General features: G+C 46.5%; 13 protein-coding genes. 12 read left to right on the forward strand and 1 reads right to left on the reverse strand.

Going from position 1 to position 14,586, the window contains the following annotated elements:
- Positions 1 to 22 precede the first annotated feature (22 nt).
- From RQP50_RS03740 to RQP50_RS03775, 8 genes are all read left to right on the forward strand, one after another.
- Positions 23 to 550: a polymorphic toxin-type HINT domain-containing protein gene (locus RQP50_RS03740; protein WP_315743351.1), complete on the forward strand. Its 528-nt coding sequence runs from the start codon at positions 23 to 25 to the stop codon at positions 548 to 550.
- A gap of 38 nt (positions 551 to 588) precedes the next feature.
- Positions 589 to 969 (forward strand): hypothetical protein, encoded by a 381-nt coding sequence (locus tag RQP50_RS03745; RefSeq protein WP_315743353.1) that lies wholly within the window; start codon positions 589 to 591, stop codon positions 967 to 969.
- 338 nt (positions 970 to 1,307) lie between these two features.
- A complete protein-coding gene (locus RQP50_RS03750; protein WP_315743355.1) occupies positions 1,308 to 1,511 on the forward strand; it encodes a colicin E3/pyocin S6 family cytotoxin in 204 nt (67 codons plus the stop codon).
- 12 nt (positions 1,512 to 1,523) lie between these two features.
- Entirely contained in the window at positions 1,524 to 2,081 is a 558-nt protein-coding gene (locus tag RQP50_RS03755) for a hypothetical protein (RefSeq protein ID WP_315743357.1), read from the forward strand.
- A gap of 321 nt (positions 2,082 to 2,402) precedes the next feature.
- Positions 2,403 to 2,930 carry a hypothetical protein gene (locus tag RQP50_RS03760; protein ID WP_315743359.1) on the forward strand — a complete coding sequence of 176 codons (528 nt, stop codon included), beginning with the start codon at positions 2,403 to 2,405 and terminating at the stop codon, positions 2,928 to 2,930.
- Between the two features lie 410 nt (positions 2,931 to 3,340).
- Positions 3,341 to 4,381 (forward strand): efflux RND transporter periplasmic adaptor subunit, encoded by a 1,041-nt coding sequence (locus RQP50_RS03765; protein ID WP_315743361.1) that lies wholly within the window; start codon positions 3,341 to 3,343, stop codon positions 4,379 to 4,381.
- Position 4,382: 1 nt separating this feature from the next.
- Positions 4,383 to 7,484, forward strand: a complete 3,102-nt coding sequence (locus RQP50_RS03770) for an efflux RND transporter permease subunit (RefSeq protein WP_315743363.1) — start codon at positions 4,383 to 4,385, stop codon at positions 7,482 to 7,484.
- Positions 7,485 to 7,770: 286 nt separating this feature from the next.
- Positions 7,771 to 8,685, forward strand: coding sequence for a type II CAAX endopeptidase family protein (locus RQP50_RS03775; protein WP_315743365.1), 915 nt, complete (start codon positions 7,771 to 7,773; stop codon positions 8,683 to 8,685).
- A 25-nt stretch (positions 8,686 to 8,710) separates the two neighbouring features.
- Here RQP50_RS03775 and RQP50_RS03780 read toward each other — a convergent pair whose 3' ends face one another.
- Positions 8,711 to 9,628, reverse strand: a complete 918-nt coding sequence (locus RQP50_RS03780) for a serine hydrolase domain-containing protein (RefSeq protein WP_315743367.1) — start codon at positions 9,626 to 9,628, stop codon at positions 8,711 to 8,713.
- A gap of 580 nt (positions 9,629 to 10,208) precedes the next feature.
- Between RQP50_RS03780 and RQP50_RS03785 the strand changes: the two genes are divergently transcribed.
- The 4 genes from RQP50_RS03785 (at position 10,209) to RQP50_RS03800 (ending at position 14,578) form a co-directional block, all read left to right on the forward strand.
- On the forward strand, positions 10,209 to 10,973 hold the full coding sequence (locus tag RQP50_RS03785; protein WP_315743368.1) for an alpha/beta hydrolase: 765 nt from the start codon (positions 10,209 to 10,211) through the stop codon (positions 10,971 to 10,973).
- A 23-nt stretch (positions 10,974 to 10,996) separates the two neighbouring features.
- Positions 10,997 to 11,959, forward strand: coding sequence for an ABC transporter permease (locus tag RQP50_RS03790; RefSeq protein ID WP_315743370.1), 963 nt, complete (start codon positions 10,997 to 10,999; stop codon positions 11,957 to 11,959).
- Between the two features lie 14 nt (positions 11,960 to 11,973).
- Positions 11,974 to 12,876 carry a carbohydrate ABC transporter permease gene (locus tag RQP50_RS03795; RefSeq protein ID WP_072731322.1) on the forward strand — a complete coding sequence of 301 codons (903 nt, stop codon included), beginning with the start codon at positions 11,974 to 11,976 and terminating at the stop codon, positions 12,874 to 12,876.
- A 106-nt stretch (positions 12,877 to 12,982) separates the two neighbouring features.
- Positions 12,983 to 14,578 carry an extracellular solute-binding protein gene (locus tag RQP50_RS03800; protein WP_315743372.1) on the forward strand — a complete coding sequence of 532 codons (1,596 nt, stop codon included), beginning with the start codon at positions 12,983 to 12,985 and terminating at the stop codon, positions 14,576 to 14,578.
- The last annotated feature ends 8 nt before the right edge of the window (positions 14,579 to 14,586 follow it).

The following is a 14,586-nucleotide window of genomic DNA, read 5'->3' on the forward strand; positions in this document are numbered from 1 at the left end:
GGTTTATACCGCAACCAACGAGATGAAGCTGAACGTTGGGGAGCTGATCATCGAGACGACCGACAATCATCCGTTTTGGGTGGAAGGAAAAGGTTGGGTCTTTGCTGATGAGCTCCAAGTGGGCGGCAAGCTTCAAAAGGCTTACGGAAGTAATCTGACGATTGATAAAGTAGAGTTTGTTAAGCTGGATGAGCCAGTTACGGTTTACAACTTTACGGTTGCTGACTACCATACATATTATGTAACCGATTTGGGTATTTGGGTGCATAATACGAATTGTAACACTCTTCGTTCTAAAGGTAACCCATATGAAGATCATACAACTGTTAAGAAGTCCGAAACTTTGAGAACTTTGCCGACGACTGGTAAACCTAATTCCTCTGTAGATCTTTATGATGGAAGCGTACTGATGCAGAGAAGATATTACGACGAAAAAGGGCGAGCGGTAGAAGACATTGATTATGAACACTCAAATGGAGATAATAGCCATAAATTCCCTCATAGACATACTTGGGACTGGAGTAGTGGAAAACCAAAAAGAAGCAAATAATACATTAATTATTTTTTGTACAAGGAGACTAAATAAAAATGCTCAGTATTCATGACAATGAGATATTATCCTATGAAGTTGATTTACAAAACTCCAAAATAAAATTACACACAATTGGTGGTCACAATGATTCAGTTAATATCACTATCGAATTTACTGATGTTTTGGCTCATATGTTTGAGACACAGTTACAGGGGAGTATTATTTTTGATATCAGCACATTAGAAATAAGCAGATTTCTTAAACATAACAAGGAACTGTTGGAGAAACAGAAGAATTACGGATGGCCGATGGTTTATGAGTCACTAGATGAATTGCTTGAACATCTACAACATGAAAAGTATAACTTTTATGTAATTTCAGCTTCATATGGTCTTAATGGGTGGGTAGTGGCTAAAGATTATAAAACTTATTATTAAATGAAAATACTTTATTGGCCTTGGGGGCGGCAATCCTCAAGGTCTTTCTTTTTATCCCCACCCAGTGCCGAATGAATCGGGCGGCATGTCTCGAAAGAATCTGACGCTTATAAACGCCGTATGATATTTATCTTATACGGCTGTGCACACATAAGTGTTGAATAATATCCCCCTGTATTACAGATCTCCTCCATTGTCATAATACCGAAATCATAGATACCACTTATGTAACGGATATTGGGATTTGGGTGCATAATACGAATTGTTATAATGATTATAATAAAATACTAATAGGTGATAATTCGACATATAAGATATTAAAAGAAGAAACAAATTGGATGAAAGACCAAGGTGTGGTTTCTAAGGGTACGATAAACGGCAGAAAAACTTGGTATGACGGAAAGTATTATTATCAGTGGGATAGTAAGAAAGATCCTTTAGAAAAGTGGGATAACAAGAAGAAAAACCACTTAGGTGAATTTAATGCTGTGACTGGAGAACAATCAGGTAAAGCGGTAAAGAGAAGAGAATGGGGAAAATAAGGAGGTATTAAATTGTCCCATGGAATGAGGTTTGTCGAAGAACATCGTCAAATTAATAAAGTTTTAGAAAAATTATATTCTAAGAGGGAACTAGACCAATGGTATGTAGACACAAGCCGAAAAAACCTTGAGCTCCCTAGAGATTTATATAATATCGTCCAGGTTTGCGAAGTGAAAGTGCAAGATGGATTTTCTCCTTCTGCACATGTGTACTTGAAACTAAAAGATAGGCTCGGAGAAGGAGGGTTTGTTTTACTGCAAGAAATTCAGTTAACAATTTCTAAAATAGTGCCTGTATACGAGTGCTTGTTTTTCCATGAGGTGAAGCATAATGCTCTAACTGGTAATCTAGGGTTAGTTGGTCCTGCAAATACGTTCGAGCTAATCGAAGCAGAAGTGCAAGTTAATAAAATACTTCAACAACATGGTTATATTCAATTAAGTCATGAATATGATTTGTATGATACTGTCTACGAGTGGGGGCAATTAGAAGGAATTGACCCTGTAAACAGGAGATTGACTCTAAAGGATGCAGTATTTGTTGATATGTTGGAATTATGTAATGATTAGTGTAGAGGCCTTGGGGTTAGAAAACCTCAAGGTCTTTCTTTTATCCCATCCAGTGCCGAATGAATCGGGCGGCTGAATTCAAAATAACTTAACGCTCACTATCCCCGTATGAGATATCTTCAACGGATATTGGGATTTGGGTGCATAATACGAATTGCAGTAATAGTAAACTCTCTAGTCCAAATCCTCTGCCAAAAACAATTCGGGGACAATACGAAGAAATTATTTCAGGTAGGGGAACGCCAAGGATTGACCCTGCTACTGGAAGTAATGGTACTGGTGCTTTCCACGGATATCCGGCCCCATAAAGGAGGTTTCGAAATGTCATTTATTATACAAGCAAGTTGTCCAAGGTTTACTGGAGTATTTGATAGTGAAGCAGAATCTCTATCAGATGCGATAGAGAGTTCATTTCCGCTTTTGACTGAAAATGCGGTGATTGTATGGAATTATGTTCCGATTTTACTGGGTTATAAATATGATATTAGTATTATGATTGATGATATCTTAGAAATTTTAGAAGTATTAAGAAAAGAAGACTCAGGTACAAAGACTATCCATTGGGTCTCAAATACGTTTGCACATGTATGGCACTTGTCATGGGATTCAAGACAGTTAGTGATTAATGCCGATTGGGGTAGTGTGTCAGGAGGAGCAGAGCATCTATTACAGAATAGTGGAAGTGTTACTTTAACAAAGCAATCATTTAGTTCTGAATGGAAAAAAGTTCTGCAAAACTTAATAACTGCATTGAGTAAATCGGGATATTTTGAAGACAGGCTTCCAGGCATGGAACGCTTGGTTCATGAGTATGAAGCAATAGAAAATGAAGGGAACATCTATCGATAACTGTACCCTAAAGTAAGAAATCATACTGTTTTTATTTGGGCTTGAAGGATACTCTCTTCAAGGTCTTTTTTTCACCCCACCTAGTGCCGAATGAATAGTGCTGTTAATCCTAAACACTTTCTAACTCATTTCTTTCTATATAACTCTAGCTTTGTTGAGTTCGTATAACAATTACCGAGATGGTAGGGAAATTTCATGCTTTAAAAAGATATTTCAATCTATTTTATCAACATCACGCAATCTTCACATCTTCATCCGCTCTACGGAATGACCCGTGGTTCATTCTCGTGTTATCATAAGGGGAGCAGCTGATATTTTACGTCTAAACCATATAACTAGAACTTTAGTAAGTAGGCTGCGCTGAAATGCTAGGGGGATTATTTGATAGACAAAAGGGGAGTGGGACAATTATGGCAGTGAGAAGACGTTGGCTGATTATGGGGAGCATTCTGCTTATGCTCGGAGCCGCAACAGGATGCGGAAGTCCGGAGGCAGAACAGCCAATGCAGGGAGCACAGGAGAAGGAGACGCCTGTTCAGGTGGCGGCCGTGCAGAAGGGGGCGCTGAATCAGACCAATGAGATGATTGGGACAGCGAGTGCAAGCCGATCTGTCGAGGTGATTCCGAAACTGAGCGGTGAATTGAGAAGTGTGAATGTGAAGAAGGGTGACACCGTCAGCAAAGGTGAGACTCTGGCAAGCGTGAAGGCAGACGATCTGGACATCCAGCTGCGCTTGGAGCAATTAGGATTGGAACAAGCGCAGGACCAATACAAAACGCTGCATAATGCTCAGGCATCTGAGCTTGAGTTGGATCAGGCGAAGCGCAGTATCGAGCAAGCCGAGCTGCGTATTCAGCAAGCGACCAATCGCAAAGCAGACGCATCTATCAAGGCGCCAATCAGTGGTCAGGTGGTGCGTGTAGCGGCGGAGCAAGGCGAGCTTGCGGCAGGCACTTCGCCGTTGTTCACAATCGTGTCAACCAATCCAATTAAGTTCACGGCGAATGTGAGCGCCAATCAGATGCTGCTTCTGCAGAATCGGAAGGAAGTCAAGGTGGAGCTGCCGGATCTCGGCAAAACCATGAATGCGAGCATTACCTTTTTATCACCTGTTGCGAACGAATCTGGATTTTACGCACTGGAAACACAGGCAGAGAACAAGAAGGACGAGATTAAGCCGGGCATGACGGCCAAATTCTTAGTTGATCAGCAAGTGCTGAAGGATGCCTTGCTCGTGCCGACAGAAGCAATCGTCGAGAAGAATGGTACTTCACACGTATTCGTTATTCGCGATGGACAAGCTGTCGAGGAAGCGGTAGAGGTGCTTGAGGCGCAATCCAAGCTGACGGCGGTGAAGGGCAATCTTCAGCCGAATGATCAGGTTGTTGTCAAAGGACAGCTGACTCTGACAAGCGGCAATAAAGTCAAAATTGTCGAGGGGGCACGCTAACGTGAAAGTAATCGACGTCTCCGTTAAGCGTCCTATCGGCGTAATGATGCTCGTGCTGGCGATTCTGGCACTGGGCTTGTTCAGTCTGCGCAGTCTTGCTATCGACCTTTTCCCGAAAATCGATGTGCCGATTGCTGTGGTCGCGACCTCCTATCAAGGGGCGGCTCCAGAGGAAATTGAGAAGCTGATCTCCAGACCGCTGGAGTCTTCTCTGAGCACGATTCAAGGGATTGACACCCTGTCGTCTCAGTCACAGGCGAATTCCTCGCTGGTTATGCTGCAATTCAAGACCGGCACGAATATGGACAACGCCCTGATCGATGTCCGGGAGAAGGTCGATCAAGTGAAGGGGATGCTTCCTGATGATGCCAATGATCCGACCGTGCTTCGGTTCGACCCGAACCAGATGCCGATCATTACGCTTGGCTTGACGGGCGCATCTCCAGAGAAGCTTCAAGAATATGCAGACAAGACCATAATCCCAACCTTGGAACGGGAACGCGGGGTTGCATCTGTCTCAGTTGCTGGGGGCAAAACACGCGAAATTCTCGTTGAGCTGAATCGTGCAAGCCTGTCGCGGTACGGCATTACGCCATCTCAAGTGGTACAGGCGATCAACGCAGAAAATAAATCTCAGGCAGCGGGCTCTGTACCGAAAGGTGTGCAGGATCTGCAAATCCGCGTGAAGGGCGAATACGGTTCTGTAGATGACATCAAGCAGACTATCATTCATTTGCCGCGTGGGGGTCAAATACAAGTTAGTGATGTAGCTGTCGTCAAGGATACGTTCAAAAAGCAAACCTCGCTGACGTTAGTAGATGGTAGCCCTGCCCTCGTTCTGTCGGTACAGAAGCAATCGGATGCGAATACCGTGGCGGTTGCGGATAATATCGACAAGGGACTCGCGAAGATGAAGGATGCATTGCCGCAAGGCATTGAATTGAAAAAAGTGTCAGATACGTCGACCTTCATTCGTCAATCCATCGACAGCGTCATCGGCAATATGATGAGCGGCGGTGCATTAGCAGTCGTGATCCTGCTGCTCTTCTTGCGCAGTGTACGCTCGACCTTCGTTATCGCACTGTCCATGCCGATTGCGATTATTTCGACGTTTACGCTCATGTATTTCACGGGGCAGACGCTCAATATCATTTCGATGGGCGGGCTTGCGCTCGGCATCGGGATGATGGTCGATAACTCTATCGTTATATTGGAAAATATCTTTACCTACAGGCAGCAGGGCATGTCCATGAAGGAGGCGGCCGTGAAGGGGGCATCTGAGCTCGCTTCTGCAGTTATCGCCTCAACAATGACAACACTCGTCGTGTTCCTGCCGATCGTGTTCATTCAAGGCTTGACTGCCGATATCTTCCGTCCGCTTGCACTGACGGTCTGCTTCTCGCTTATTGCATCGCTCGTTGTGGCGATTACGCTCATCCCGATGCTGGCGTCGAAGATCGTATCCGAGAAGAAGATCATGCAGCAGGAGAAGAGGGGCTGGTATATGCGCTTCTTCGGCGGGTTTGTTACAGGGTATAAAAAGATATTGAAATGGGCGCTCGGACATCGTAAAACGACGGTGTTTGCTACCATTGCTTTACTTGTAGGGAGCTTCTTCCTTGTACCGTTCATCGGCATGGAGTTCATGCCTGGCGGGGATCAAGGGCAAATTCAGATCAAGGTTCAGACGCCTAGCGGCACTAGTTTGGATGAGACGAAGAAGACCGCTGACGAAGTTGCAGCCCTGCTCAAGCCTTATGAGGGGATCATTGAGACGGCTTCGCAATCGATTGGCGGAGGAGGAGGATTCGGCGGAGGCGGAACGAATTCTGCTACGTTCACCGTTCAATTGGTTCGCGCTTCGGAGCGGGATATCAAGACCAAGGAACTGATGCAGAAATTAACCGATGCGACAGGCAATATTGCAGGCGCAGACATTACTGTATCTGCACAGGAGTCAGGTTTAAGTGCAGGAGCTCCGATTCACATCAAGCTGAATGGTCAGGATCAACAGGTATTAGAGGAAGTTGCGAATCAAGTGGTGTGGATGATCTCTGACGTACAAGGGGTATACAATGCAGAGTCTTCCGCTGCGGAAGGTAATGCGGAGTTGAACATTACTGTCGATCGCAGCTTGGCCGCTTCCTATGGCATCTCGTACCAGCAAATATTAAGCGAGATTTCGCTTGCCATGAATGGGCAGATGGCTACCCAATATCGGGAAGACGGCAATGAATATAATGTGAGAGTCATTATGCCGGAGGAAGAACGCAACAGTATCGCTGCATTGAATGCCTTAACGATTCAATCGCAGAATGGCCAGTTAATTCCACTGTCTGCTGTTGCGAAATTCAATCAGCTCCAAGGGCCTGTCATGATTCAGCGCGAGAATCAGCAGCGTCAAATTAACGTTACGGCTGATATTGCGGGCAGAGACTTAGGCAGCATCTCGAAGGACATTGAACAATCGCTGAAGAAAATGAATTTCCCAGATGGGTATTCATACTCCATGGGCGGAGCGAGTGAAGATATGGTGGAAGCATTCGGAGATCTTGGAATTGCACTCGTATTCTCCATCTTCCTCGTCTATGTCGTGATGGCTGTTCAATTCGAATCGCTGCTGTATCCGTTTATTATTATGTTCGCGATGCCGACGACGTTCATTGGGGTCATTGGCGGATTGTTCATTACGGGCACACCGCTGAGCGTAACGGCGATTATCGGTGTCATTATGCTCGCGGGTATCGTTGTCAACAACGCGATCATCTTGGTGGATTACATCAATATCCAACGCCGCAGCGGATTGGATCGCCATGAGGCAATTATGCAAGGTGCGCCGAGCCGGATTCGCCCGATTTTTATGACGACATTAACGACAGTGCTCGGCTTGCTGCCGCTTGCGCTCGGCATCGGGGAAGGCGCGGAAATGCAAGCGCCGTTGGCGGTTGTCGTAATATTCGGTCTATCCTGTTCGACGATCTTTACGTTGCTGCTGGTGCCAGTCATGTACACGTATTTGGATGATTTCTCGAACTGGATGAAGCGCTTGTTCACACGCAAAAATAAAGTAGAGAACGTGAGCGAAGCAACAGTATCTAATTAATTGGAACCACCTACAGTAACATCAAAAAAATCTTGGTATATAGCAAAGCTCCCACTAACGAATACAATCGTTTGTGGGAGCTTTTTCATTGTGATATACAGCCAACTCCAACCGGTACATAAAAGAATTGACATGTTGAATCGGGCAGCTTACGCTTGAATTGCCTATTATTCTCATTTTTGGGTTGATTGGCATAGCTGTTCATCTACTAGAATGCAGAAGTAGATAGGGATAATGGGATGAATGTATAGATGGGAAATGATATCTTGAAAAGGAAAAGGTGCCGATGCCTAAACGAATACATGCATTACATGCAACCTGGTTATTCCTTATCTCTTATGTATTAAGCAATATGCTGTCCACTTTTATTTTTCCTGACAAGCAGCCGTTGTACGCAAATTTGGGCCTGTTCTTGCTCTATGTCATGTTTGCACAGATTGGCCTGCATGTACTTCCTTCTATTTTATTTATAAGCAGTAAGCGGATGTCTTGGAAGGCTGTATTCAAATTCCGCCACGTATCATTAAGCACTATGCTGCTGAGCCTGCTTATTTACGGAATCAGTCAGGTTCCAATGCTGTTCATCCATCAAGTCACAGAGCTTATTTCGAATGTTCTTGGTCGCTCGTATCAGATGTCCTATTATCCACTAGCTGCTGACTTCACATCGCTGCTCATGCTCATCATGGCTATCGGAGTATTTCCTCCGATATGCGAAGAGTTGCTGTTTAGAGGTGTGCTATTGTCCGGATATGAGGAAAAGGGCAAATGGTTTGCAGCGGCGATGAGTGCTCTCCTGTTTGCTCTATTTCACGACAATCCGTATCGGCTGCTGGAGCTGTTCTTTTCCGCATGGGTTTCAGCCATAATCGTGCTTCATGCCCGGTCAATCTGGCCGGGAATAGTCATTCACTTGGCCACAAATACAACCTATGTCATTGGTTCCTATTTGAAGGGTGGAGACCTCGTTATGGGCGTCACTTCAACCGAAGCATCCCCGAATTATTGGATAATAGGAGGATGGGGAGCCTTGTCTGTTCCGGCTGTTTATATAGGGTATATGCTGCTGCGAATCATTGCCAAGAAAGAACAGAGCAAGGAGAGTCACAACAGCACCAGTCAAATGGATCGTAGAAAAGGGTATAGCTGGCTAATCCCGATTTTCCTGTCACTTCTCATCTTTGTACTTCAGGTCATGTAACTAAGGCTTTTTAACATTTCCACACCTATAGCATCGGCCAAATCTTTGACCACACCGCATCCAAAATATCCTGCAGCCGATCTTCCTGACTATTGATGGCGATCACGGCATCCTTATCGGGCATGACAATACAGAACTGTCCATGCGCGCCATCCGCCCGATAGGCATTGTGGGAGCACATCCAGAATTGATAGCCGTAGCCTTGACACCAGTCACGGCTGCCTTCATTGCCGATCTGCTTGCTCGTTGCAAGCTGAATCCAATCGGCAGGGATCAATTGTACCCCGTTCCACATTCCATGCTGCAGAAGCAGCTGGCCGAAGCGGCTCAGTTCTTCGTTCGTAAGTGCCAGCCCGGCACAGCCCAGCGTTACGCCAAGCGGCGAGGAATCCCACGTTTCTTCTGTAATTCCAAGCGGCACGAACAGCCTTGGACGCAAGTAGTCGTGCACCGTTAATCCGACGGCTGCCTGTACCATTGCCGAGATCATGAAGGTATCTCCGCTGCTGTATGTGAACCGCTCGCCTGGCACTCTATCCAGAGACAGAGACATGTAATAGCGGACCCAATCCGTTTCCTGCAGCGAAGCTCGTTCCTCTGCCCAGAGAGGGGGAGAGTCATGACCGGAAGACATGCGAAGCAGCTCACGCAGCTTGATGCTTGCGGGGTGAAGCAGGGGATTGGGCTCCGTATGCATATGAGCGTACTGCGGAAAAACATCTCCCAGCGTTGTGTCCAAAGTTAGCTTGCCTTCCTCAATGGCAAGTCCAACGGCCATGCACGTGAACGATTTGCTGATTGAGTGCTGCAACCGCCGACTGTCTTCGTTCTGATCCCACTTTCCGATCAATTTCCCGCCCTGACGAACCCGCACAGAGGTGACCTGCAATTGTTCAGCCTTAATCCGATTCACGAATTCGGTCAGGCTTGAGGGTTCTATCATCTCCATTACTCCTTTCTCAATGTGAGTGGTATGTTCTATATCCGTCCAAACCATTTCGCGCGCATTACAATTCGAGCACATTCCGTTTCGCCAAAACGCTTGTTGTATATGTCAGGGATGATCGAAGTAGAAACGTGATCCAAATTACTTCATGAGAACCGTAAAACCCGTGTCATTATTGAATAGAAACGTTTCTATTAATCGTGGCGTAATCTATACTTCAAGTATGTCATTGGTTCTAGTGCGTTGTCAATGAGTCTATAGTAATCGCTTTCTTTTTATTTTATATCTCAAAAACTGGGTAATTGCCAATTATGAGTATTCAAATTTTCCCCCTTTGATCGAATGTACCAAAAAAAGCATTGACAGATTCAGGAACATAGATCTATGATTGTGTCGAAACGATTCGAAAGAGTTGCTTACATTACGCAATCATGTGTTTTCAGCGAGTGATTTTCACTTAGTTGCAGACGAAAAGCTGGATTACAGTAGCGAATGAACATGTAAAACGGTCGATGTTTGATGATCTATTAGCAGTCAGAACTATATTTCAAAAATCCAAAAATGAAAGGGATTACATATGGCGCATGTAACGATAGAAACTGGGTCGAACGTTTTGCGAATGAACACGAGCATTCACGTGATTTATCCCTTGGAATCGCAAACTCCGCCAAGCAGTACGCTCTATTTGCTGCATGGTGCTGGTGATAATGCGAGCACATGGCAGCGGCTGACGACGATTGAGCAATATGCGCAGCGTCACAATTGCACGGTAATTATGCCAGAGGCTAATCGCAGTTATTACACAGACATGGCGTATGGACTCGACTACTTTACATTCATTACCGAAGAGCTTCCCGATTTGTGCAGCAAGCTGCTCCAGTTGAATGTCGAGCCAGAGCATACATACGTTGCGGGCTTGTCGATGGGGGGATATGGCGCATTGAAATGTGCACTTACCTATCCCGAGCGATACGCCAAGGCAGTATCGTTGTCCGGAGTGACCGATATGCAGCGCCGACTTCGCGATCCCGATATGCCCCAAGGAATGGTGAGAGAGATGCAGGCGGTGTTTGGCATGGATTTACTCGTGAAGCCCGAGCAGGATCTATATGCGCTGGCTGCCAAGAGGATAGAAGCGGGAAGTGCGATACCGTCCATTCTGTGCTGCTGCGGTTCGGAAGATCCTTTCATCGAAATGAATCGAGCATTTGCTGCGTGCATGAATGCCGCTTCCTCATCCGGGTTCCATTTCCGCTATGTTGAAGATTCAGGCACCCATGACTGGGTATTTTGGGAGAAGCATTTGAGGACAGCGTTTGACTTTCTTTTTGACAACAAGTAGCTATCTGAGAGGGGAAATGCAATGTGAAATCTGCAGCCTTGCAGGGGCCAGACGGCAAGCTGAAGAGTCGTTCGAAGCTGGGAGCGCTGTTCAGTGAAATATGGAAGCATCGAATGGTATATACGCTGCTCCTTCCTGGGCTGATCTGGCTACTATTATTTGCGTATTTGCCAATGGGCGGCTTATCGCTTGCCTTCAAGGATTATAAGGCGAACTTGGGCATTTGGGGCAGTCCATGGGTCGGGTTCGAAAATTTCAAGTACGTGTTCCGTGATCCTGCCTTCCTCGATGCGCTGTGGCGGACGCTGTACATCAACATCATTAAGCTGGTCATACAATTTCCATTTCCGATCCTGCTGGCGCTCATGCTGAACGAGCTTCGAATGAAGCGTGCGAAAAAGGTATTTCAAACCATACTGACGTTTCCCCATTTCTTGTCGTGGATTATCGTCTCAGGGATCGTGATTAACGTATTAGCCTACGATGGACTCTTGAACAGCACGCTGACGCTGCTTGGCTTGCCAACGATTAATTTTCTTGGGTCAGAGAGCACATTCGTTCCGATGCTGCTGCTTACGGATATCTGGAAATCCGCCGGTTGGGGAGCCATTATCTACTTGGCCGCTATTTCGGGTATCGATCAGGATCAATTCGAATCTGCCCAAATTGATGGGGCATCACGGATGCAGCAGGTGTTCCGCATTACGTTGCCCAACATTATGCCAACCGTCACGGTCATGTTCATTCTGTCCGTAGGCGGACTGATGTCATCGGGCTTTGATCAAATTTTCAACTTGGCAAATGCAGCTACGAAGAATGTGTCTGAGGTACTGGATGTGTACATTTACCGGATCACCTTCCAATCTTCGACTGACTTCTCGTTCTCAACGGCGGTCAGCTTGTTCCGATCTCTGGTGAATATGATCCTGCTGCTTGCTGCCGATCGAGTAGCGAAAATGCTGGGCGGAGACGGGCTATTCCGATAAGGGGGGATGCAACAATGAGCAAGAAAACTGCACGGCGGTCATCGTTCCGCAGAGAGAAGATGACTGCTCTCGACTATATCTTATTTGTCATTCTACTTGGTATTGCACTGTTGATTCTCATTCCGTTCTGGAACGTCATTATGATTTCATTCTCGACGCCGAAGGAGTACGCCGACAATCCGTTCCTGCTGTTCCCGAAAAATCCAACGCTGGCCTCTTACAAGGCGCTTTTCACGGACGGAAGCATTCTTATGGGATACTGGAACACCTTCAAGCTGCTAATTGTCGGTTTGCCTCTAAGCCTGTTCCTGACTAGCAGCATGGCCTACGGACTTAGCAGAAGCAAGTTTCCGGGCAAGCGGATCATCTTTTTCCTTGTGTTGTTCACGATGATCTTCAACGGCGGTATTGTTCCGCTGTACCTGATCATGAAATCCCTGCATCTGACAGGGACATTATGGTCTGTCATTTTTGCTGGCAGCTTCAGCGCCTTCAACATGATATTAATGATGAACTATTTCTACAGCCTTCCGGAATCGCTGATGGAGTCCGCACGCTTGGATGGTGCGGGCGAATGGAGAATTATGTTCTCCGTCGTGCTGCCGCTGGCTGCTCCCATTATGGCAACCATTACGCTGTTCTATGGTGTCGCGTATTGGAACAGCTGGTATGATGCGATGATCTTCCTGCGCAAGGCAGATCAGCTTCCGCTGCAGAATGTGCTTCGCACCATTATTGTAGAATCGTCGACGAACGCATCCAATGCGTCAAGTGTAGATGCTGTCGGCAAGCAAGCTTTTTCAACGGGGATGAAGATGGCTGCGGTGTTCGTCACGATGGTGCCTATCATGTGCTTCTTCCCTCTGCTTCAGAAGCATTTCGCTAAAGGGGTGTTGACAGGGGCTATTAAGACCTGATGATACACATAGATTTTTGTTTTTTTGCATGACGGTATGACGGCAATATGGCATGACGGAAATATGCATCAAAAATCTATTATCCAAAAACAAGGGGCGACAAAACATGAAAGCAGACAAAAAGCTGTCGGTAAGATCCATTCTTCTCCTCTCGCTATGTCTGGTAATGCTGCTGGCTACGGCATGCTCGAAGGAGGGAGCGCAAGGAGGCAACGAGAAGGATGCAGACGGAAGTTACAAGGACAAACTCAAAATTTCCGTGGCAAGCACCATTAATCTGAAGGACGGACAATTAAACAATGAGTTCCATAAGTTCTGGATGGATAAGTTCAATCTAGAGTGGGACTACAATTTCATCGAATGGGATTCATGGGCGGAGAAGCTGCGGTTGTGGGTCAGCTCCGGCGATCTGCCTGACGTAGCTACATGGAACTACATTCACGGCGACGCGATGAACTATATTGACCAAGGACTTCTGTACAAGTTCCCGGATGATTGGAAGGAGCGCTGGCCGAACGTAGCTGCTGCCTACAAGCTGACTGGGCTTGGCGAGAAGCTGGAAGAGCTGAAGGGCGGCACGTATATTCTGCCGCGTCCAGTGTACTACGAGAACAAGCCTGCTGATCCACTCGTCAACCAAATCGGCGTTATTGCCCTGCGCAAGGACTGGGCACAGGCTGTTGGCTTCGAATTGAAGGATGTGTATACAACAACTGAATTAATGACGTATGCCAAGCTGGTGAAGGAGAAGGATCCGGGCAAGGTCGGTGCGAATCTGGTGCCTCTTTCCTACAACGCAGGAGATGCATTGACGAACATCATTATGCCGAACAGCGAGCATTCCCGTGTGGAGTCTGCCTTCTATAAAGGAGAGGACGGAAAATATCACTGGGGAGCAGCGGATCCAGAAACGCTTGCCGGTTTGAAGCTGATGCAGCAGGCGTACAAGGAAGGACTGTTGAATCCTGAGTTCTATACATGGAAAAACAGCGAGGGCAGCGACAACTTCCGCGTTAAAGGAGTTGCGGCAGTTACCAGCCTTGGCGGTCTGGCTTCCTACAGACAAGACGTGGATAAGGCTATGAAGAAAAACCTAGGCGTGAACAGCGATGATCTTGTTCATACCGCAATCGTGCTCGGCGACGACGGCAAGTATCGCAATTTGGAGCAGGTGAATTTCTGGTCGGCGCTTATTTTCTCGCCGAACATCAGCAAAGAGAAGTTTGAACGGGTTATGGACTTATTGGATTATTCGACTAGCAAAGAAGGACAAATGCTCTTGAACATGGGCTTTGAGGGCAAGGACTGGAAATACGGCAACAACAAGGAGCTGGCAAGCCTGCTGCCGGAAGGGACATCGCTTGAGGATAAGTATCCAAGCCGCTTTGAAGGATTGTATTTGTTGGGAGATGACTTCAGCATCATTAACCCGGCGATTAAGAAGGAATATCGCGAACGCGCCGTTCTTCATTATCAGAACAAGGCGAAGCTGGGCAAAGAGGGCGGCAAGCTGGCCTCCTACGACTGGACGGTTCAATTGCACGATTCCAAGGTGAAGAACCAGGCAACCTTCGATTATGAGACGGAGTATACAAATCTCATTTTGCAGAGCGGTGATCTGGAATCGAACTGGAAGAAGTGGGTGGAGAGCAAAATGTCGCTCGTTCAGCCGGTGTTGGATGAGCTGAACAATTTGAAATAGGTACGATT

It is taken from the genome of Paenibacillus suaedae, from assembly GCF_032337355.1.
Taxonomy (GTDB): domain Bacteria; phylum Bacillota; class Bacilli; order Paenibacillales; family Paenibacillaceae; genus Paenibacillus_B; species Paenibacillus_B suaedae.

Excerpts from the sequence above, each read along its gene's own strand:
- RQP50_RS03775 (WP_315743365.1), top strand. The coding sequence starts at position 7,771 with ATGCCTAAACGAATACATGCATTACATGCAACCTGGTTATTCCTTATC.
- RQP50_RS03760 (WP_315743359.1), top strand. The coding sequence starts at position 2,403 with ATGTCATTTATTATACAAGCAAGTTGTCCAAGGTTTACTGGAGTATTT.
- RQP50_RS03745 (WP_315743353.1), top strand. The coding sequence starts at position 589 with ATGCTCAGTATTCATGACAATGAGATATTATCCTATGAAGTTGATTTA.
- RQP50_RS03765 (WP_315743361.1), top strand. The coding sequence starts at position 3,341 with ATGGCAGTGAGAAGACGTTGGCTGATTATGGGGAGCATTCTGCTTATG.
- RQP50_RS03750 (WP_315743355.1), top strand. The coding sequence starts at position 1,308 with ATGAAAGACCAAGGTGTGGTTTCTAAGGGTACGATAAACGGCAGAAAA.
- RQP50_RS03785 (WP_315743368.1), top strand. The coding sequence starts at position 10,209 with ATGGCGCATGTAACGATAGAAACTGGGTCGAACGTTTTGCGAATGAAC.
- RQP50_RS03780 (WP_315743367.1), bottom strand. The coding sequence starts at position 9,628 with ATGATAGAACCCTCAAGCCTGACCGAATTCGTGAATCGGATTAAGGCT.
- RQP50_RS03740 (WP_315743351.1), top strand. The coding sequence starts at position 23 with ATGAAGCTGAACGTTGGGGAGCTGATCATCGAGACGACCGACAATCAT.
- RQP50_RS03800 (WP_315743372.1), top strand. The coding sequence starts at position 12,983 with ATGAAAGCAGACAAAAAGCTGTCGGTAAGATCCATTCTTCTCCTCTCG.
- RQP50_RS03795 (WP_072731322.1), top strand. The coding sequence starts at position 11,974 with ATGAGCAAGAAAACTGCACGGCGGTCATCGTTCCGCAGAGAGAAGATG.